This is a genomic window from Streptococcus sp. 1343, assembly GCF_013277355.1.
Lineage (GTDB): Bacteria > Bacillota > Bacilli > Lactobacillales > Streptococcaceae > Streptococcus > Streptococcus pseudopneumoniae.
In genome coordinates this window covers 1-19128 of sequence record NZ_VMMT01000012.1, presented here as the reverse complement: position 1 = coordinate 19128, position 19128 = coordinate 1, and the positions used below count along the sequence as shown (strand labels likewise).

General features: G+C 43.3%; 16 protein-coding genes. 3 read left to right on the top strand and 13 right to left on the bottom strand.

From position 1 onward, the window contains the following. Positions 1-21: 21 nt before the first annotated feature. Positions 22-1908 (bottom strand): sucrose-specific PTS transporter subunit IIBC, encoded by a 1887-nt coding sequence (locus tag HT709_RS01855; RefSeq protein ID WP_001064577.1) that lies wholly within the window; start codon positions 1906-1908, stop codon positions 22-24. Between the two features lie 368 nt (positions 1909-2276). Here HT709_RS01855 and HT709_RS01850 point away from each other — a divergent pair, with 368 nt between their 5' ends. Further along, positions 2277-3731: a glycoside hydrolase family 32 protein gene (locus tag HT709_RS01850; protein ID WP_172925457.1), complete on the top strand. Its 1455-nt coding sequence runs from the start codon at positions 2277-2279 to the stop codon at positions 3729-3731. Further along, positions 3712-4677, top strand: coding sequence for a LacI family DNA-binding transcriptional regulator (locus HT709_RS01845; protein WP_000226009.1), 966 nt, complete (start codon positions 3712-3714; stop codon positions 4675-4677). The genes HT709_RS01850 and HT709_RS01845 overlap by 20 nt, the downstream gene beginning before the upstream one ends. Positions 4678-4712: 35 nt before the next feature. Here the strand turns inward: HT709_RS01845 and HT709_RS01840 are convergent, their stop codons facing one another. From HT709_RS01840 to gmk, 12 genes are all read right to left on the bottom strand, one after another. Next, on the bottom strand, positions 4713-5987 hold the full coding sequence (locus HT709_RS01840; RefSeq protein WP_000704368.1) for a hydroxymethylglutaryl-CoA reductase, degradative: 1275 nt from the start codon (positions 5985-5987) through the stop codon (positions 4713-4715). After that, complete coding sequence (locus HT709_RS01835) at positions 5987-7159, bottom strand: hydroxymethylglutaryl-CoA synthase (protein ID WP_000151945.1); 1173 nt, start codon at positions 7157-7159, stop codon at positions 5987-5989. The genes HT709_RS01840 and HT709_RS01835 overlap by 1 nt, the downstream gene beginning before the upstream one ends. A gap of 130 nt (positions 7160-7289) precedes the next feature. Beyond that, the gene (locus tag HT709_RS01830; RefSeq protein ID WP_025170610.1) at positions 7290-7538 is read right to left on the bottom strand and encodes a hypothetical protein; all 249 of its coding nucleotides are present in this window, start codon (positions 7536-7538) and stop codon (positions 7290-7292) included. A 160-nt stretch (positions 7539-7698) separates the two neighbouring features. Then, complete coding sequence (locus HT709_RS01825; protein ID WP_000172685.1) at positions 7699-8148, bottom strand: threonine/serine exporter family protein; 450 nt, start codon at positions 8146-8148, stop codon at positions 7699-7701. A gap of 1 nt (position 8149) precedes the next feature. After that, a complete protein-coding gene (locus HT709_RS01820; RefSeq protein ID WP_172925456.1) occupies positions 8150-8908 on the bottom strand; it encodes a threonine/serine exporter family protein in 759 nt (252 codons plus the stop codon). A gap of 114 nt (positions 8909-9022) precedes the next feature. Next, positions 9023-11002, bottom strand: a complete 1980-nt coding sequence (gene stkP, locus HT709_RS01815; protein WP_172925455.1) for a serine/threonine-protein kinase StkP — start codon at positions 11000-11002, stop codon at positions 9023-9025. After that, entirely contained in the window at positions 10999-11739 is a 741-nt protein-coding gene (locus HT709_RS01810) for a Stp1/IreP family PP2C-type Ser/Thr phosphatase (RefSeq protein WP_000406237.1), read from the bottom strand. Before HT709_RS01810 ends, stkP begins: the two co-directional genes overlap by 4 nt. A gap of 14 nt (positions 11740-11753) precedes the next feature. Beyond that, on the bottom strand, positions 11754-13067 hold the full coding sequence (gene rsmB / locus HT709_RS01805; protein ID WP_172925454.1) for a 16S rRNA (cytosine(967)-C(5))-methyltransferase RsmB: 1314 nt from the start codon (positions 13065-13067) through the stop codon (positions 11754-11756). Then, positions 13060-13995 (bottom strand): methionyl-tRNA formyltransferase, encoded by a 936-nt coding sequence (gene fmt / locus HT709_RS01800; protein ID WP_172925453.1) that lies wholly within the window; start codon positions 13993-13995, stop codon positions 13060-13062. Before fmt ends, rsmB begins: the two co-directional genes overlap by 8 nt. A 12-nt stretch (positions 13996-14007) precedes the next feature. Then, positions 14008-16404: a primosomal protein N' gene (locus tag HT709_RS01795; protein ID WP_172925452.1), complete on the bottom strand. Its 2397-nt coding sequence runs from the start codon at positions 16402-16404 to the stop codon at positions 14008-14010. A gap of 65 nt (positions 16405-16469) precedes the next feature. Further along, entirely contained in the window at positions 16470-16784 is a 315-nt protein-coding gene (gene rpoZ / locus HT709_RS01790) for a DNA-directed RNA polymerase subunit omega (protein ID WP_000979235.1), read from the bottom strand. A gap of 24 nt (positions 16785-16808) precedes the next feature. Further along, positions 16809-17435, bottom strand: a complete 627-nt coding sequence (gene gmk, locus HT709_RS01785; RefSeq protein WP_000775041.1) for a guanylate kinase — start codon at positions 17433-17435, stop codon at positions 16809-16811. A gap of 280 nt (positions 17436-17715) precedes the next feature. Between gmk and nagA the strand changes: the two genes are divergently transcribed. Further along, positions 17716-18867 (top strand): N-acetylglucosamine-6-phosphate deacetylase, encoded by a 1152-nt coding sequence (gene nagA, locus HT709_RS01780; RefSeq protein ID WP_172925451.1) that lies wholly within the window; start codon positions 17716-17718, stop codon positions 18865-18867. Positions 18868-19128: the final 261 nt, after the last annotated feature.

Genomic DNA, 19128 nt, shown 5'->3' with positions numbered 1-19128 from the left:
TTTTCATTTAGCTAGGAAAGATTAAGCTTTCACTTCGATAAGAGCATCCCCCTTCGCAACTGAACCTGTTGCGACTGGAGCTACTGAAGAGAAGTCAGCTGTGTTTGTAACGATAACCATTGTTGTATCATCAAGACCAGCTGCAGCGATTTTGTTTGAGTCAAATGTTCCAAGAACATCGCCTGCTTTCACCTTGTCACCTTGGGCAACTTTTGCTTCAAAACCGTCACCATTCATAGATACAGTGTCAATACCAACGTGGATCAAGACTTCAGCACCATTAGTTGTTTTCAAACCAAAGGCGTGTCCTGTTGCAAAGGCGATTGAAACTTCAGCATCAGCTGGTGCATAGACCACACCTTGGCTAGGTTTCACAGCGATACCTTGTCCCATAGCTCCACTTGAGAAGACTGGGTCATTGACATCAGCAAGAGCTACAACGTCACCAACGATAGGAGTTACAAGTGTTTCATTTTGAAGAGCTGCTGGAATGTTACCAGTTGTTTCTTCTTGGACCAAACGTTCTGTCGCTACTTCAGTAGCAACTTCTTTTTCATCCTCATAACCAAACATGTAAGTAAGAGCAAAACCAAGTGCAAATGATACGGCTACCATAAGAAGGTATTGGGCAAGTTGTCCGTTACCAACATAAAGCATTGTACCAGGGATGATGGTGATACCACTACCATTACCAGCAAGTCCAAGGATAGAAGCCAATCCACCACCGATTGCACCAGCAATCAATGAGAGGAAGAATGGTTTACGGAAGCGCAAGTTCACCCCGAAGATAGCAGGCTCTGTAATACCGAGGAAGGCAGAAAGAGCAGCTGGGAAAGCAAGTGTTTTCAGTTTTGGATTTTTAGTTTTAACACCAACCGCAACAGTCGCAGCACCTTGAGCTGTCATAGCCGCAGTGATGATAGCGTTGAATGGGTTAGCATGGTCAGCAGCAAGCAATTGCACTTCAAGCAAGTTGAAGATGTGGTGCACACCTGACACGACGATCAATTGGTGAACCCCACCAATCAAGAAACCACCAAGACCAAGTGGCAAGCCAAGAATTGCTTTTGTACCAATAAGGATATAGTTTTCAACAATGTGGAAGACTGGTCCGATGACAAAGAGTCCAAGGATAGACATGACCAAAAGTGTCACAAATGGTGTTACCAAGAGGTCAATGACATCTGGAACGACCTTGCGGACAGCTTTTTCAAATTTTGCTCCGACAACCCCGATGATGAAGGCTGGAAGAACGGAACCTTGCAAACCAACAACAGGGATGAAACCAAAGAAGTTCATAGCCGTTACTTCACCACCTGAAGCGACTACCCAAGCGTTTGGAAGTGAGCCAGAAACAAGCATCATACCAAGAACGATACCAACGGCAGGATTTCCACCGAATACACGGAAGGTTGACCACACAACCAAACCTGGCAAGATGATGAAGGCTGTATCTGTCAAGATTTGTGTGTAAGTTGCAAAGTCTCCTGGAAGTGGCATTTTAAGAGCATTGAAAAGACCACGCACACCCATGAAGAGACCTGTCGCTACGATAACTGGGATGATTGGAACGAAAACGTCACCGAAAGTACGGATAGCACGTTGGAACCAGTTCCCTTGTTTAGCAGCTTCTGCTTTCATGTCATCTTTAGATGATGTTGGTAAACCAAGTGCAACAACTTCATCGTACATTTTGTTTACTGTACCAGTACCAAAGATGATTTGGTATTGACCTGAGTTAAAGAAAGCACCTTGAACTTTTTCCAAGTTCTCAATCACTTCTTTATTGATTTTTCCTTCATCTTTGACCATGACACGAAGACGAGTCGCACAGTGAGCTACACTGTTGACATTTTCACGTCCACCCAAGGCATCGATGACTTTTTTTGCAATTTCCTGATTGTTCATTTGCAAAAATCTCCTTATATAAAATTTTGTTCTTGTTTGAAAGCGATTTTATTCGCCCTACGACTATTATTTTATCATGTTTTAGAAATATGTCAAGCGTTTTGCAGAAAAATATTCTATCCACTTAGTAAGATTGATTGTTTTTGACTGTTTTATCAGGTGTTCCTTAAAAAAATAAGTTTAAAATCTTGCTTAAAAGGGTTTTGTTTCATTATCTTTCATATTTTCGTGAAAATTTGATTGCTTTCCCGCATTTATTTTGTGACAAACGTTTGACAGTTTTTTCTCTTTTTTAACATAAAAGTCTTGCTTTTTTTTACGAAAACGGTTACTATTAAAAGTGATAAGATTTTTGGAGGAATGAAAGAATGGAATGGACTACTGAGCGTCGTTACAGACTTTATCAAGATTGGACGCAAGAAGAAATTCAAAATATTAAGGAAAATATGGCACAATCTCCATGGCATACTCATTACCATGTTGAGCCAAAAACAGGACTTCTCAACGACCCAAATGGCTTTTCTTACTTTGATGGGAAGTGGATTGTTTTTTATCAAAACTTTCCGTTTGGTGCAGCCCATGGTTTAAAATCTTGGGTGCAATTGGAAAGTGAGGACTTGGTTCACTTCACAGAAACTGGTGTCAAAGTTTTACCTGATACTCCATTAGATAGCCACGGTGCCTACTCTGGTTCTGCCATGCAATTTGGCGATAACTTGTTCCTATTTTATACAGGAAATGTTCGTGATAAAAACTGGATTCGTCATCCATACCAGATTGGGGCTTTGATGGACAAGGATGGCAAGATTACAAAGATTGACAAGATTTTGATTGACCAACCAGCAGACTCTACTGACCACTTCCGCGACCCGCAAATTTTTAACTTTAAGGGACAATACTATGCTATCGTCGGTGGACAGGACTTGGAGAAAAAAGGCTTCGTCCGTCTCTACAAGGCTGTAGACAACGACTATACAAACTGGCAAGTCGTTGGCAACCTTGACTTTGCTAACGACCGTACTGCCTACATGATGGAATGTCCAAATCTGGTTTTTGTAGGGGAACAACCTGTCCTTCTCTACTGCCCACAAGGATTGGATAAAGATGTTCTAGACTACGACAATATCTATCCAAATATGTATAAGATTGGGGCTTCCTTTGACCCTGAAAATGCCAAAATGGTAGATGTGTCTCAACTTCAAAACATGGACTATGGTTTCGAAGCCTATGCAACTCAAGCCTTCAACGCTCCTGACGGACGCGCTCTAGCTGTTAGCTGGCTTGGCTTGCCTGATGTTTCATATCCATCTGACCGTTTTGACCACCAAGGAACCTTCTCTTTGGTCAAGGAACTCACTATCAAAGACGGTAAACTCTACCAATACCCAGTCACAGCTATCAAGGACCTTCGTGCCTCTGAAGAAGCCTTCTCAAATCGTGCCCAAACCAAGAACACTTACGAACTTGAACTCAACTTGGAAACTAATAGCCAGAGCGAGATTGTCTTACTAGCTGATCAAGAAGGCAAGGGACTTTCCATCAACTTTGACCTTGTAAATGGTCAAGTGACAGTAGATCGTAGCCAGGCTGGAGAACAGTATGCCCAAGAATTTGGAACTACACGTTCTTGCCCTATCGACAATCAAGCTACTACTGCTACAATCTTCATCGATAACTCTGTCTTTGAAATTTTCATCAATAAAGGAGAAAAAGTATTTTCTGGTCGTGTCTTCCCACATGCGGACCAAAATGGTATCCTCATCAAATCTGGAAACCCAACTGGAACTTACTATGAATTAGATTATGGTCGCAAAATTAACTGATGTCGCCAAACTTGCAGGCGTCAGTCCTACTACCGTTTCTCGGGTTATCAATAAAAAAGGGTATCTCTCTGAGAAAACCATTCAAAAAGTCAATGAAGCCATGCGAGAATTGGGCTATAAACCCAACAACCTAGCTCGCAGTCTACAAGGAAAATCAGCTAAGTTAATCGGCTTGATTTTCCCAAATATTTCCAATGTTTTCTATGCAGAATTGATTGATAAATTGGAACACCAACTCTTCAAAAATGGTTACAAGACCATCATCTGCAACAGTGAGCACGATTCTGAGAAGGAACGTGAATACATCGAAATGTTGGAAGCCAATCAGGTGGACGGCATCATTTCGGGTAGTCACAACTTGGGAATCGAAGACTACAATCGTGTGACCGCGCCGATTATTTCCTTCGACCGAAACCTATCGCCAGACATCCCTGTCGTCTCCTCTGACAACTATGCTGGTGGGGTTCTTGCTGCCCAGACCTTGGTTAAGACAGGTGCCCAGTCTATCATCATGATTACAGGGAATGACAATTCCAATTCGCCAACTGGACTACGCCACGCTGGCTTTGCATCTGTTCTCCCCAAAGCACCTATTATCAATGTTTCCAGTGACTTTTCTCCCGTCAGAAAAGAAATGGAAATCAAGAATATCTTGACCCGTCAAAAACCAGATGCCATCTTTGCTTCGGATGATTTGACCGCTATTCTAGTCATTAAAATTGCTCAGGAACTGGGAATTTCTGTACCAGAAGAGCTCAAGGTCATCGGCTATGATGGGACCTACTTTATCGAAAATTACTACCCTCAACTGGCTACTATCAAGCAACCCTTGGAAGAGATTGCCTGCCTCACTGTTGACCTCCTCTTGCAAAAGATCGAAGGCAAGGAGGTCGCGACAACTGGTTACTTTTTACCAGTTACTCTTTTACCAGGAAAAAGTATTTAAATACAAGAAAACTCAGACCGAATTCGTCTGAGTTTTTATGATCTTAAATTTTCTAGGTAGCGCTGGGCTGTCTCTAGGTTAAAGGTTTTATCTGCGATGAGGCGCTCGACTAGGGGAGCAACTTCGGATTCACTAGCACCTGCGAGAAGTGCCAAAGATTTAGCCTGCAATTTCATGTGGCCTTGCTGAATCCCTGTACTCACCAAGGCTTTGAGGGCCGCAAAATTTTGGGCAAGCCCGATAGACACGATAATCTGGGCTAATTCTTTGGCAGAAGGATTTCCCAATAATTCATGACTGAGAGCTACACGAGGGTTGAGACCAACAGAGCCACCCTTGGTCGCTACAGGCATGGGTAAGGTCATCTCACCGACCAATTCTTCTCTTTCAAGATCCAGCGTCCAGCGACTGAGACCTTGATAGCGCCCGTCTCGACTAGTAAAGGCATGAGCCCCCGCCTCAATGGCACGCCAGTCATTACCAGTGGCAATCAAAATGGCATCAATACCGTTAAAAATCCCTTTATTGTGGGTAGCCGCTCGATAAGGATCAGCTTGCGCAAACTGACTAGCCAAGGCTATCTTCTCTGCAATTTCTCGTCCTTGCTCCTTTTGGCGGATCAAGTAGCGAAAGGCGATGCGACAGCTTGCAGTCACCAGAGAATCAGTTGCGTAGTTGGACAGGATTCCCATGAGACTCTGTCCCTGACTGAGTTCTTCTAAGACTGGTTTCAAGGCTTCCAGCATGGTGTTGAGCATATTGGCACCCATGGCTTCCTGGGTATCGACATGAATATAAACAACGAGAAAGTCTGGTTCGCCTTTTATCTGCTCGACATGCAGATCACGCGCCCCACCTCCACGTTTAACGATAGAAGGATAGGCTTGATTGGCAAGTTCTAGGAGCTCTGCTTTCTTGCTGGCAATCTTCTCTTGCGCTTGTTCAGGGTCAGCAACTTGATAAAGGGCTACCTGTCCAATCATCTGGCGCTCATGAACCTGAGCAGTAAAGCCACCTGCTCGCTTGATGATTTTACTAGCATAGCTGGCCGCAGCAACCACGGACGGTTCTTCTGTCACATAGGGAACTGTGTATTCCTGACCGTTAACGAGAACCTCTGGGACCAGCGAATAAGGCAGAGAAAAAGTTCCCACCACATTCTCACTCAGCTGATCTGCCACAGTTACACTCATCTGTTCATCCTGCTCTAAACTCTCTTGCCTCTCAGGACTAAGGAACGCCTGAGCTTTTAACAGCTCGAGGCGCTCTTGGTATGATTTTTTAGAAAATCCATTCCAACTTATCTTCATTATTTTTCAACCTTGCTATAACGGCGTTGGTGATCAACAATTTCAACCAAGGCAAAATCTTGATTTTCATAGCCAGCAAACTGAGCAGAATTTGTTTCATCTAAGTCTACTTCTTCAAAGAAGACTTTTTCATAGTCTGCAACAGATAAGGCAGTTCGTTGGTTGAGCTTGTTCAAGCGGTCTTTATCCAGATAAGCTTCATAACCTTCAACCAATTCACCGCTGAAGAACTCAGCTACAGCACCACTTCCGTAACTATAAAGGGCGATTTTATCCCCAGCCTTCAAGCTATCTGTATTTTCCAAGAGAGACAGAAGCCCAAGGAAAAGTGAACCTGTGTAGATATTCCCCACCTTTTGACTGTAAAGAATAGACTGGTCAAAATGCTTTTGCAAGAGGTCTTTTTTCTCTTGAGGCAGGCTCTTATCCATGATTTTTTTCAAACCTTTTAAGGCTAATTTAGGATAAGGCAAATGGAAACAAACAGCCGCAAAATCATCCAAAGTAAGCTGGTAGCGTTTTTGATATTCAAGCCAAGTCGTTTTCAAACTATCCAAGTATTGTTGGGTAGAATAAACACCATTTACATAAGGAGTTGTCGAGTAATTTGGACGCCAAAAATCCATGATGTCACGGGTTTGAGCAACATTGTCATTATTAAAGGCCATCATGCGTGGATTTTGTGTAATCAACATGGCCACACTTCCAGCACCCTGAGTGGGTTCTCCTGGAGTTTCAATACCGTACTTGGCAATATCACTGGCAATGACCAAGACCTTGGACTCTGGAGAATTTTCCACATGCAATTTGGCATAATGAAGGGCAGCTGTCGCTCCATAGCAGGCTTCTTTAATCTCGAAACTACGCGCAAAGGGCTGAATACCCAGCAAGCCATGCACAAAGACGGCTGCAGCCTTACTCTGGTCAATTCCTGACTCGGTCGCCACAATGACCATGTCAATTTCTGCTCTTTCTTGCTCAGTTAAAATAAAGTCACTAGCACTGGCCGCCAAGGTCACGATGTCCTCAGTTAAGGGCGCAATACTCAATTCCTCGAGTAAGAGTCCTTTGCTTAATTTTTCAGGGTCAATTCCCCTCGCTTCTGCTAAGTCTTGTAACTTCAAGACATATTGACTGGTCGCAAAACCAATCTTATCAATACCGATTGTCATATTTACCTCTGTTTTATCATTCATGTAAAAAATCGTTCGGTACTATTTTATCACAAATGGCAATAAAAGAGAGAAAAAAGACTTGATTCACCAAATCAAGCCTCTTATTGGTCATAATTTCAAAGAATGATTAGTTGCTAGAGAGTTCACCGATATAAGTAGCTTTATAAGCCCCATTCTCAGTTATCAGTTCCTGGAGGATTAAATTTCCTGAGTAAGTCCTTCCCATCTCATCTACAAATTCTTGATAAAACTGACTGGTCGGAATTTCTCTGACATCCTTATCAAATGTCTTGTCAAGTGTTTTACTAACCTTTTCGGCAATCAACTGATGCTCTTGTAATCCACTTTGAAACTCTGAACCCAAACTAGAAACCATGACTGGGATAAGCAACAAAGTCAGTAGACTTACAGACAATAAGGAAAATAGTGATTTTTTCATGATTTTTCCTCCTTTATATAGAGAGAATAGCATACATAGAAAGCCTTGTCACTATATTTATCTCATTTTTCAGAAAATTCTTTTATTTCTGTAAAGTCTACGATACTCGATGTGTTTTTATATAATGATACAGTCTGAGAATCACTGTTCCGCTAGCCATTCCAATGGAAATGACCAGAGCCAGCATAACAACTAATGTTGCACTTGCCAGCGCTTTATTATAGTCCCCTGTCACAAAAAAGGCAGTTGTCCGATAGGAGAGATAACCCGGAACCAAGGGTGCCAAGATTGCTAAGATAAAGACCACAGCAGGAGTCTTATAAAGAATACTTAAAATCTGGCTGACACAAGAACCTATAATGGCTGCAATAAAAGTAGCCACAATAACATTGGTCGGTTCCTTGAGCAAGAGATAGACTAGCCAGACAGCCATGCCCAAAATTCCTCCTGGTAAGAGCATGGACCGCTGAACATTGAGTACGATTAGAAAGGTAATAATAGCAAGAAGACTTGCTACTGCTTGTAATAAAAAGGTTATTAGTGTCATATTAGTTCATCAATACCAAGGCGACAGAAGTTCCTGCCCCTAAAGCAAGGGTAATGAGCAGGGATTCAAACATCTTGCTCATACCAGAGTTTATGTGGTTGGTCATAATATCACGAACCGCATTGGTCAAGGCAATTCCTGGTACAAACGGCATGACCGCACCAGCTATAATCAAATCTGCCGTTGAAGGAAAGCCTGTATAGCGAGCCCAAAACTGGGCAATTATCCCAAAGACAAAGGCTCCAGCAAAGGCTGTCACAAAGGGAATTCGGATAAATTTTTCCACATAGAGGGAAAAGGCAAAACCAAATAAGGTCGCCACTCCTGCCCCAAGTGCGTCGTAGATATTTCCACTAAACATAATTGAGAAGAAAGGGGCACTAAATGTCGCAGCCAGAGTTACCTGCAACTTAGTATAGGGAAGGGGTTGGGATTGCAGAGCCGTCAATTGCTTGAAGGCTGTTTCTAAATCAATCTGCCCCCCAACCAGCTGACGAGAAATCTGGTTGACATCGCAGACTTTTTCGATGTTATAAGAAGAAGAGGTCACGCGCTTCATGCGCGAAATATTGGTATTTTCAATAGAGAAAAAGATAGCGGCAGGCATGGCAAGGACATTGCAATCCACAATCCCCTGCGAATGCGCAATCCGAATCATGGTGTCTTCTACGCGATGAATCTCTGAACCACTTTTAAGGAGAATAGTTCCCGCTAGCATAATCACATCAATAACGGCATTTAATTCTTTTGATTCTTCCATGCTTGCCTCCTTTTATCAACTCCCTCTATTCTATCACAAATCCGGACTCAAAAAAAATCTTTGCCACGAAATCATGACAAAGATTGATTACTTATTTTGATTATCCATCTGATTTTAAGGAGTAGCTGAACTTGTTTTAGGTTTGTAGATTGAAATCTTGACCCTTGTCTTATTGAGGTCTACCTTTTCACCTGCTCTAGGACTTTGTTCAACAACCATGCCTTCTGCACTACCTGCAGGCGCTTTCGTCACTTCTACAACTTCTATATTGGCTTCCTTAATCCCAACAATTTGAATCAGATTATTCTTAGTAAACTCCAAGCTGGAACCAATGTAGCTCGGCATGGCAACACTTGTAACTTTTTTAGCTACTGTCAAGACGATTTGAGTAGGTTTACTCAAATCATAAGGGATACCTGCACCTGGACTTTGTTTCATAATCGTTCCTGGTTCGCTTTCGCTGGACTCTTCTTCCTCTATCTTAATCAAATTCTCAGGAACCTTCTTCTGCTTGAGTTCTGAGATGACTTCTGTAGAGTTCCGTCCAATATAGTTCCCTAATTGAATCGTCGTAGCTTTTTTAGCCACTGTCAAGACAATTTGAGTTGCCTTGCTTAAGTCATAGGTCGTACCTTCTGGTAGACTTTGCTTCATGACCGTTCCAGCCTCACTCTCATTCGACTCTTCTTCCTCAATTTTAATCAAATTATCTGGAACTTTTTTCTCTTTTAATTCCGCAATGACATCAGAGGATTTCCGACCAACATAATTACTAATTTGGAAAGATTGCTTGCCTGATGAGACAACCAAATTGATTTTCGTTCCTTCTTTTCGACCAGTTCCAGCGCCAGGATCTGTACGGATAATCCGCCCTTCTTCCACCTTTTCACTAGCCTCTGTCTTCTCCTCACCAATCTCAAAATTGGCTTTCTTGAGCGTTTCCTTGGCTTCCGCAACTGTCTGACCTGCCACATCTGGAATGGCAATGGTTGCAGGAGTTCTGGATAGTATCCAAATAAGAGAAGCTGCCACCAATACAATGCTGGCCAAAAAAATCAGGTAACGCATCTTAAATCTACGTTTTTTCGGTGCTTGTGGTTGGTAAGTTTCCTCTGTCACAGCCTGACTTGTTTTTTTGATTGGTTTGTGTTCTGTCTGCGCTTGAACCTTAGGAATCGAAGTCAAGGTGCTCTGGGATACTTTTGGTAGAGTCTTGGTGTCCGCCTTAGTCGCATCATCAAAGACCAGCTTTGGTTCATTGCGACGATTATAAGACAAACTACTAGACAAATCCACATACATTTCAGCAACTGATTTATAGCGATCTGTCAATTTCTTAGCAGTTGCCTTGATAACAACATTCTCCAAAGCCTGGGGCACAGATGGATTCTCAGCAATAACGGACGGCAGTGGTTTTTGGAAATGCTGGAGGGCGATGGTCACCGCGCTATCCCCGTCATAAGGTATATGGCCCGTCAGCATCTCATAGAAAATAATCCCCATTGCATAGATATCACTTTGTACAGTCGCCTTCGAACCACGCGCCTGCTCTGGTGACAAGTAATGAACTGAACCCAGCATCGAGTTAGTCTGAGTCAGACTCGTCTCAGCAAAGGCTACTGCAATCCCAAAGTCTGTAACCTTGACAGTCCCATCTGGTGTCAAAAGAATGTTTTGAGGTTTCAAATCCCGATGAACAATTCCTCTGGTATGGGCCAAACGCATGGCTAGGAGGATTTGTCCCATGATACGGACGGCTTCTTCATTAGAAAGAGGATAATGTTCCTTGATATAGCGTTTAAGGTCAAGTCCAGCCACATACTCCATAGCTAGGTACTGTTGACCGTCTTCCTCGCCAATATCTGTTATCCGAACGATATGAGGATGGTCTAAATCTGCCATAGCTCTCGCTTCACGCTGAAAACGAGCTACAGCTATCGGGTCCGTCTGGTAGTTGGTCCTCAAAACCTTCACTGCCACTTCTTCCCCGTCTAAGATTAAGTCTTTGGCTAGGTAGACATCCGCCATGCCTCCTCGACCAATCTGTTTGACAATCCGATATCGTCCGGCAAAAATCTTGCCGATTTGGATCATTCTGCATCCTCCTCGTTCATAGAAACAAGGGCAACCGTAATGTTGTCTAAACCTCCTGCATTGTTAGCAAAACGAACAAGTGTCTCCGTTTTATCTGCTAAAGGAATATCACTGGTTACAATATCCCGAATCTCACTGCCTGAAATCATGTTGGTCAAGCCGTCACTATTGAGCAAGAGATAGTCACCTGACTCAAGGATCACTGTCCCAAAATCAGGCTGAATTTCATCTTTTTGCCCAATAGACTGGGTGATAATATTTTTTTGCGGATGAGCTTCTGCCTCTTCTGGTGTCAATTGACCAGCCTTGAGTAATTCATTGACCAAAGAATGGTCGCTCGTCAACTGATGGTATTCTTCTCCACGAATCAAGCCGATACGCGAATCACCAATATGAGCATAGATAGCCTGATTATCGATAATAGCAAGGACTTCCAAAGTAGTTCCCATACCTCTGTAAGCTTCATCCTGACCAAGCTGGTGAATCTTTTGATTTTCAATTTCTAGGTAATGGGCGAACCATTCACGCACTTCATTGACTGTATCGATTTGGGTATCAACCCAAGCTATACCTAGGTCTGTTACCGCCATTTCACTAGCGATATTCCCTGCGCGATGACCTCCCATCCCATCAGCTAAAATAATCATAGTACGTCCAGCTCTATTGACATAGTGGTTGACATAGTCTTGGTTATTTGTCCGTTTCTGACCAACATCTGTTAATAATGAAATTTCCATGTGTCAGTTCCTTCCTAATCCGATATCTTGCGAAATTGACTGATGAAGAATCCATCACTTCCATACAATTCAGGTGTAATGAGGATACAGCCGTCTTTCATGATATCCTTACATTCATGTTCTAGCTTTACCTGCTCGAACTCAGGATGACTTTCTAAAAACGCCTCAACGACTTGAAAATTCTCCTCTGAGACAATAGTACAGGTACTATAAGTTATTATACCACCTTTGCCTAGTGTTTGACAAACACTACCTAATATTTCTAGCTGAATTTCCTGTAAGGACGCGAAATCTGCCGTTTCTTTATTGTATTTGATATCTGGTTTTCGGCGCAAAAGACCGATTCCTGAACAGGGAGCATCCACTAAAATCTTATCAAATGAATCCTGACTAAAAAACTCATGCACCTTTCTAGCATCTAATTTTTGCCTTTGAACCCGATTTGCAACTCCCAGACGTTGGGCATTTTCTTGAATCAAGTCCAACTTGTGGTCATACAAGTCCAGAGCAGTAACCTGACCTGTCGTAAGATAAGAGGCTATATGGGCTGTTTTCCCACCTGGAGCCGCACAGGCATCAAGCACTCGCTCATCACCTTGTAAATCAAGCGTCGGAGCAACCAGCTGACTAGACTCATCTTGGATGGTAATAGCCCCCTCTGAAAATAGGTCATGTCCCGCAAAGTGGCCTTGCTCCTTAACCAGACCAGAAGGAGACAAGGATGAATCACTGGCCTCCAACAAGGCTTGGATTTCCTCTTTTCGGCTTAAATCAGTTACACGAATACTGGCCTTGTTTCGCACCAAGAGACTTTCAAAAATAGCTTGCGCTCGCTCTTCGCCGTATTCTTCCTTGAGCTTAGCAACTAGCCAAACTGGGAGAGAATAGGCAATGGAATCACGCTTGTTTTTTCGTTTGATGCTAGCAATATCTGGCCAGCCTTCACGCAAGATACGGCGAAGGAGGGCGTTAACCAATTTTTCACTGCCTTTTTTACGGACTTTGGCCAATTCTACTGCTTCATTGACCACAGCATGGTCTGGAATCTTGTTCAAATAGCGGAGCTGGTAGGCACTCATGAGAAGAAGGACATAAAGCCAACTATCTAACTGGTCTCTGTCTTCGATAAAGTGGGATAGGTACCATTCCAGAGTCAGTTTACGGGCTACCGTTCCATAGACCAGCTCGGTCACCAAACCCTTGTCCGCTGCTGAAAGTTGACTTCCCTTGAGATGCTTATTTAAGGCGATATTTGAGTATGCTTGATTGATAAAAACATCCTCTAATACTGCTAGGACTAAACTTCTAGCCGTTTCTACCTTAGTCACCAAATCGTTCTCCTACAGTCAATGTCCGGCCAACTCCATTAAGGAAGGAAGCAATGTCCATCTTAGGTTTACCTGCAGGCTGAACTTGCTTGAGGGATAGAGCTCCCTCTGCCGTTGCGACAATCAATTCTTTCTTGCCGATAGAAAGGATTTCACCTGGATTGCCCTGACCTTCTACTGCTAGGGCTTCATAAATCTTAAAGCGGTCACCCTTAAGGAAAGTATGGGCAACAGGCCAGGGGTTCATCCCACGGATTTGGTTGAAAAGTTGACGATTGCTTTTATTCCAGTCCAATTTTTCTTCTTCTGGCTTGATGTTTGGCGAGAAAGTAACCTGACTCGGATCCTGCGGTTCAGGTTTGATGTCACCAGCAATGTAGGCAGGCAAAGTATCCAAAAGCAAATCACGACCAACAAGAGCTAATTTCTCAAACAAGGTGCCAACATTGTCCTCATCAGTGATAGGAATACTGCGACGGGAAATCATATCTCCTGCATCCATTTCCTTAACCATTTCCATAATGGTCACACCAGCTTCCTCATCCCCTTGAATCAAGGCATAATGGATAGGCGCACCACCACGGTGTTTAGGAAGAAGGGAGGCGTGAACATTAACAGCAAAGTCCATGCTATCAAGGAGTTTACTTGGAAGAAATTGCCCAAATGCAGCAGTGATAATCCCATCCGCTCCCAAATTCATAATCGCTTCCATTTCTGGACTTCCAGATAATTTTTCAGGTTGGTAGATTGGAAGACCCGCTTCCTTGGCAGCCTGCTTAACTGGTGTCTCTTGGATAACTTTTTTACGCCCAACAGCACGGTCTGGCTGGGTCACAACGGCTAGAATTTCGTAACGGTCATCTGTCAAAAGCCCTTTTAAGACTGTTGCTGAAAAGTCGGGTGTCCCCATAAAGATTAATTTTGTCATATCTTCTCCTTCTTATAAAAATTGCTGTGGCTCATGGTCAATGCTGAGACGGAGCTCACTATTTTCCCGTTCTTGAGTCAGAGCCAAGACCTGGTTGAGGGTCGGCCCCAGCTCATCTTCTAAACGGTATTTAATTAAAATCTGGTAATGATAGAGGTTGTGGGTACGGGCGATGGGTTTAGGCGTTGGCCCCAGAATGTGACTGGTTTCGGACAAACCTGATCGTAAAATGTTCATGACTTCATAAGCACGTTTGACCACCTCTTCTTCTTTCTTGTGAGAAAGGGTAATGCCAATGGTGAAATAGTAAGGCGGATAACCAAGTTGTCGTCTAATTCCCATTTCATAGGCATAAAAGCCTTCGTAGTCCTGATCCTTGGCAAATCGAATAGCATAGTGCTGCGGATTGTAGGACTGAATTAAGACCTGACCAGATTTTTCAGCCCGACCTGCTCGACCTGCCACCTGAGTCAAGAGCTGGAAGGTTCTCTCAGAAGAACGGAAATCAGGCAGATTCAAGGCCGTATCCGCATTTAGAACTCCGACTAGGGTCACATTGGGAAAATCCAAACCCTTGGCAATCATCTGAGTACCAAGCAATATGTCCGCTTCCCCTCGTCCAAACTGATCAAGTAGAGCTTGATGACTGCCTTTCTTACGAGTCGTGTCCACATCCATCCGCAAAATACGGGCCTGGGGAAAGAGTTCTGCTAGCTCGTCATAAGCCTTCTGGGTTCCCGTCCCGTAGTAGCGAATGCTGCGACTCTTACAGTTAGGACAGACCTGAGGAATGTTCTTTGAAAAACCACAATAATGGCAGTTCATGGTCTTGGTATCCATGTGCAAGGTCAAGGAAATGTCACAGTTGGGACAAGTATCCACCGTCCCACACTCCCGACACATGACAAAGCTAGAATAGCCACGGCGATTGAGCATGAGAACCACCTGCTCTTTTTTAGCCAGACGGTCTTGGATGGCTTCTAGCAAAGGAGGCGTAAAGTTTGACGTCTCGTTTTGTCCGATATAATCCCGAAAATCAATCACTTGAACCTCAGGGATTGTAGCCAAAGGATTGGCACGCTGGGTTAGACGTAAGTGTTGATAGACGCCTTTGCCAGCACGCGCCCGGCTCTCTAAGCTCGGCGTTGCAGACCCAAGCACCAGAGCCGCTTGATTATACTGAGCCCGTAAAATGGCTACCTCTCTAGCATGATAACGGGGATTGCTGTCCTGCTTATAAGTCGCTTCATGCTCCTCATCGATAATCATGACACCTAGATTTTTCAGCGGAGCAAAGATGGCAGATCTAGCACCAACAACAACTTGGGCATCGCCGCGTTCCACCTTGCGCCATTCATCATACTTTTCACCATTGGACAGGCCTGAGTGAAGAATGGCCACTTTCTTACCAAAGCGAGCAATAAAACGCTCCGTCATCTGCGGAGTCAAGGAAATCTCAGGCACTAACAAGATGGCTGTTTTCCCCTTATCCAAGGCTCCTTGGATTATTTGTAAGTAAACCTCGGTCTTCCCACTTCCTGTGATCCCTTGAAGGAGGAAGGGAGGCTGATGACTACCAATCGCACTCACAACCGCATCACGCGCCTGTCTTTGCTCTGGATTCAACTCCAAAGGCTGACTTGCTTCAATCCCTTCAAAATAAGCAGCCGAGCGTTGCACTTCCTTTTGGACTATGGACACAGCACCTTGTTCCACAAAAAAGTTGACCTGCTCCCGTGAGTAGGACTCTAACAAACTAGCCAAGGAAGCACTCTCAGGATGAGACAGCAAATAGTCTCTCAGTTCTAACTTTTTCTTGGCGCGTGTAGAAATCTCTACACTTTCTAATTTAGCAAGGTCTACCTCATACCAAGACTGGGTCTTGACCTTCTTTTGATCAATCGCCTGATATTCTAGACCAAGCAGGCCTTTTCTAGTCAAACGCATCATTTCAGCTTGCTTACCTAAATCTAGAGAAGAAAAGGCAAGTGAATCTTCTGAACCAAACAAGCGCTCTCGGTCTTCCTGACTTAGGCCTTCCAGAGGATAGAGAATCTTGTCATAGCTGGAGTTTAGAAATCCCGGTAACATAGCCTTGAGGATAGAGATTTTATAGGAAAAGACGGACTTGCGGAGCTCTTCAGCTAGCCAGAGTTGTTCTTGCGTGAGAACAGGAGAAAAATCCAGCACCTCCGCAATATCTTTTAAATCTTGCTCCATCTCTTCCTCATCTGATTGAGACTCCAAACCAAGAACAATCCCTTGAATCAGGCGATTGCCCTTACCAAAAGGCACATGAACCCGCATCCCAACTTCTAGCATTCCCTCAAATTCCTTAGGAATCTTGTAACTATAGGGCTGGTCCGTCTGCATCAAGGGCACATCTACAATAATATTGGCTATAACCATCTTCTCACCTCCTCCTTGTCAGTACATTCTTACAATAGAAAAAATAAGATTGAGTCCCCCCAACCTTAAATTTTTTCACCATCTTCTTTTTCTTTAGCGATTTGCTCTTTGATTTTCTTTTCTTCTTCTTCTTTGCGGCGTTTTTCTTCTTCGATACGGCGACGCACTGCTTCACGTTTCCCTTCTGGGTCTGGGTGAATGGTTACGTTTCCTGATTCGATTTCTTCTAGAGCGCGAAGAGTTGATTTTTCAGACTTGAAACCTTGAGTTGCTGGTGCACCTGCTTCCAATTCGTGGGCACGTTTTGCTTCCAAGATTACGAGTGAATATTTTGAAGGAACCTTGTCGAGCAAGGTATCAATAGAGGGTTTTAACATCATTTGCTTGTACCTATTTTCTAAATTTTATCGGGTAGTTGGAGACTTTGGTAACATCTCCTGATAGTGACCAATGACACGGTCCACACGGAAGTGCTCTGCTTCGATCACACGTTTGACACGCTCAGCAGCTAGGGGCACCTGATCGTTGACAATCGCATAATCATACTCACGCATGAGAGCAATTTCTTCCTTGGCTTTTTCGATTCGTTGGGCAATCACTTCTGCGCTATCTGTTCCACGACCTACCAAGCGGTCTTGTAATTCATCCAAATCTGGTGGTGTCAGGAAGATAAAGACAGCATCTGGAACCTTTTTCTTAACCTGAAGAGCACCCTGAACTTCAATTTCAAGGAAAACATCGATTCCCTTGTCCAAGGTTTCATTGACGTAGGTCAGAGGAGTTCCATAGTAGTTGCCGACATATTCTGCGTATTCCAACATCTGTCCTTGACGAATCAGCTCTTCAAACTCTTCACGAGTACGGAAGAAATAGTCAACACCGTCCACTTCTCCAGGACGTTGTGCGCGTGTCGTCATCGATACAGAGTATTGAAATTGATTTTCAGAACTCTCAAAAATCTCTCTTCTAACCGTTCCTTTGCCAACCCCTGAAGGACCAGAAAAAACGATTAGTAAGCCTCGGTCTGCCATTGTGTCTCCTTTTAGTCAGTCTGTGAAATAACATTTCTCTAGAATAATGGCAAAAAGCCAGATTATCCTTTACAGTCTTTCTATCTAGTGTAACAAAAAAGCAGTAATTTTTCAACTGCTCTTTCTTATTTATTTAGATGTGTTGTGATTCGAACGTGAAATATCGCTTTTAAAATATCTTCAGAAAATAGGTCTATACCATTTACAAATGAAAAAGAAAGGTTTATAATGTAATTGACATAATAAATTGTAGAATCAATTTTTTAAGGAGGTTAACATTATGCCTAACTATATTAAAGCGGATCAGTTTTTCTACCCACACGGAGTTCGTCGAGGTGGTTACTTGGAACTTGTGGACGGCAAGTTTGGAAAACATGTAGAGCAGATTCCTGAAGGAGCTGAGGTGATTGACTATACAGGTTATAGCATTGCTCCAGGACTTGTGGATACCCACATTCATGGATTTGGCGGTGTGGATGTTATGGATAATAATATCGAAGGAACGCTTCATACTATGAGTGAAGGACTCCTCAGCATGGGGGTAACGAGCTTCTTGCCAACAACTTTGACATCGACTTATGAGCAATTGCTTGCGGTAACTGAAAATATCGGTGCTCGTTATCAAGAAGCAAGTGGCGCGAAAATTCGTGGAATTTATTTTGAAGGGCCTTATTTCACAGAGAAATACAAGGGGGCTCAAAACCCTGCCTACATGAAAGATCCTCGCATGGATGAGTTTCGTGCGTGGCAAAAAGCAGCAAATGGCTTGCTAAATAAAATTGCTCTTGCGCCAGAGCGTGAAGGTGTAGAAGACTTTGTACGGACTATCACCGGAGAAGGTGTAACGGTTGCTCTTGGGCACTCAAACGCGACTTTTGATGAAGCTAAAAAAGCAGTCGATGCTGGAGCGAGTGTTTGGGTACACGCCTACAATGGAATGCGTGGGTTGACTCACAGCGAACTGGGTATGGTTGGAGCCATGTATCAATTACCTCATACCTATGCAGAGTTGATCTGTGATGGCCATCACGTAGATCCAAAAGCCTGCGAAATTCTTATCAAACAAAAAGGGACAGAAAACATTGCTCTTATTACAGACTGTATGACAGCTGGTGGATTGGAAGACGGTGACTATATGTTGGGAGAATTCCCAGTTGTCGTTGCAAATGGAACTGCACGCCTCAAATCGACAGGTAACTTGGCAGGTTCTATCCTCAAACTCAAAGATGGTGTGAAGAATGTGGTCGAATGGGGAATTGCGAATCCGCATGAAGCAGTCATGATGGCCAGCTTCAACCCAGCTAAATCCGTTCACATCGATGACGTCTGTGGACAAATTCGTGAAGGTTATGATGCAGATTTTATTGTTTTAGACAAAGATTTGGAATTGGTAGCAACCTATCTAGATGGTGTGAAACGTTATCAAGCATAAGAGAGAAGAGTCTGGGCAAAAGTCTAATTTGAGGAGAAAATCCAGTAATACTCCTTTGAAGTCAAAAAGCAACAAACACTGTCAACTATTTGTTACAACTCCATTAATTAGTATTCCACTTTCTAAAATCAGTATTTTGAGCTGTGCAATCCAAGTCTTCTAATTTGTTTTTTAATTTCTGTTTAGTATAAATTTTACTTGGGCAGTAGACCAACTTGGAGCGTTTACGAGTTGTTCCAGGCTCAGTTTAGCTTGTTTTCT

Excerpts from the sequence above, each read along its gene's own strand:
- rpoZ (WP_000979235.1), bottom strand. The coding sequence starts at position 16,784 with ATGATGTTAAAACCCTCTATTGATACCTTGCTCGACAAGGTTCCTTCA.
- HT709_RS01830 (WP_025170610.1), bottom strand. The coding sequence starts at position 7,538 with ATGGTTTCTAGTTTGGGTTCAGAGTTTCAAAGTGGATTACAAGAGCAT.
- HT709_RS01820 (WP_172925456.1), bottom strand. The coding sequence starts at position 8,908 with ATGGAAGAATCAAAAGAATTAAATGCCGTTATTGATGTGATTATGCTA.
- HT709_RS01795 (WP_172925452.1), bottom strand. The coding sequence starts at position 16,404 with ATGGTTATAGCCAATATTATTGTAGATGTGCCCTTGATGCAGACGGAC.
- stkP (WP_172925455.1), bottom strand. The coding sequence starts at position 11,002 with ATGATCCAAATCGGCAAGATTTTTGCCGGACGATATCGGATTGTCAAA.
- HT709_RS01855 (WP_001064577.1), bottom strand. The coding sequence starts at position 1,908 with ATGAACAATCAGGAAATTGCAAAAAAAGTCATCGATGCCTTGGGTGGA.
- HT709_RS01850 (WP_172925457.1), top strand. The coding sequence starts at position 2,277 with ATGGAATGGACTACTGAGCGTCGTTACAGACTTTATCAAGATTGGACG.
- HT709_RS01835 (WP_000151945.1), bottom strand. The coding sequence starts at position 7,159 with ATGACAATCGGTATTGATAAGATTGGTTTTGCGACCAGTCAATATGTC.
- fmt (WP_172925453.1), bottom strand. The coding sequence starts at position 13,995 with ATGACAAAATTAATCTTTATGGGGACACCCGACTTTTCAGCAACAGTC.
- HT709_RS01825 (WP_000172685.1), bottom strand. The coding sequence starts at position 8,148 with ATGACACTAATAACCTTTTTATTACAAGCAGTAGCAAGTCTTCTTGCT.
- gmk (WP_000775041.1), bottom strand. The coding sequence starts at position 17,435 with ATGGCAGACCGAGGCTTACTAATCGTTTTTTCTGGTCCTTCAGGGGTT.
- HT709_RS01845 (WP_000226009.1), top strand. The coding sequence starts at position 3,712 with ATGGTCGCAAAATTAACTGATGTCGCCAAACTTGCAGGCGTCAGTCCT.
- nagA (WP_172925451.1), top strand. The coding sequence starts at position 17,716 with ATGCCTAACTATATTAAAGCGGATCAGTTTTTCTACCCACACGGAGTT.
- HT709_RS01810 (WP_000406237.1), bottom strand. The coding sequence starts at position 11,739 with ATGGAAATTTCATTATTAACAGATGTTGGTCAGAAACGGACAAATAAC.
- HT709_RS01840 (WP_000704368.1), bottom strand. The coding sequence starts at position 5,987 with ATGAAGATAAGTTGGAATGGATTTTCTAAAAAATCATACCAAGAGCGC.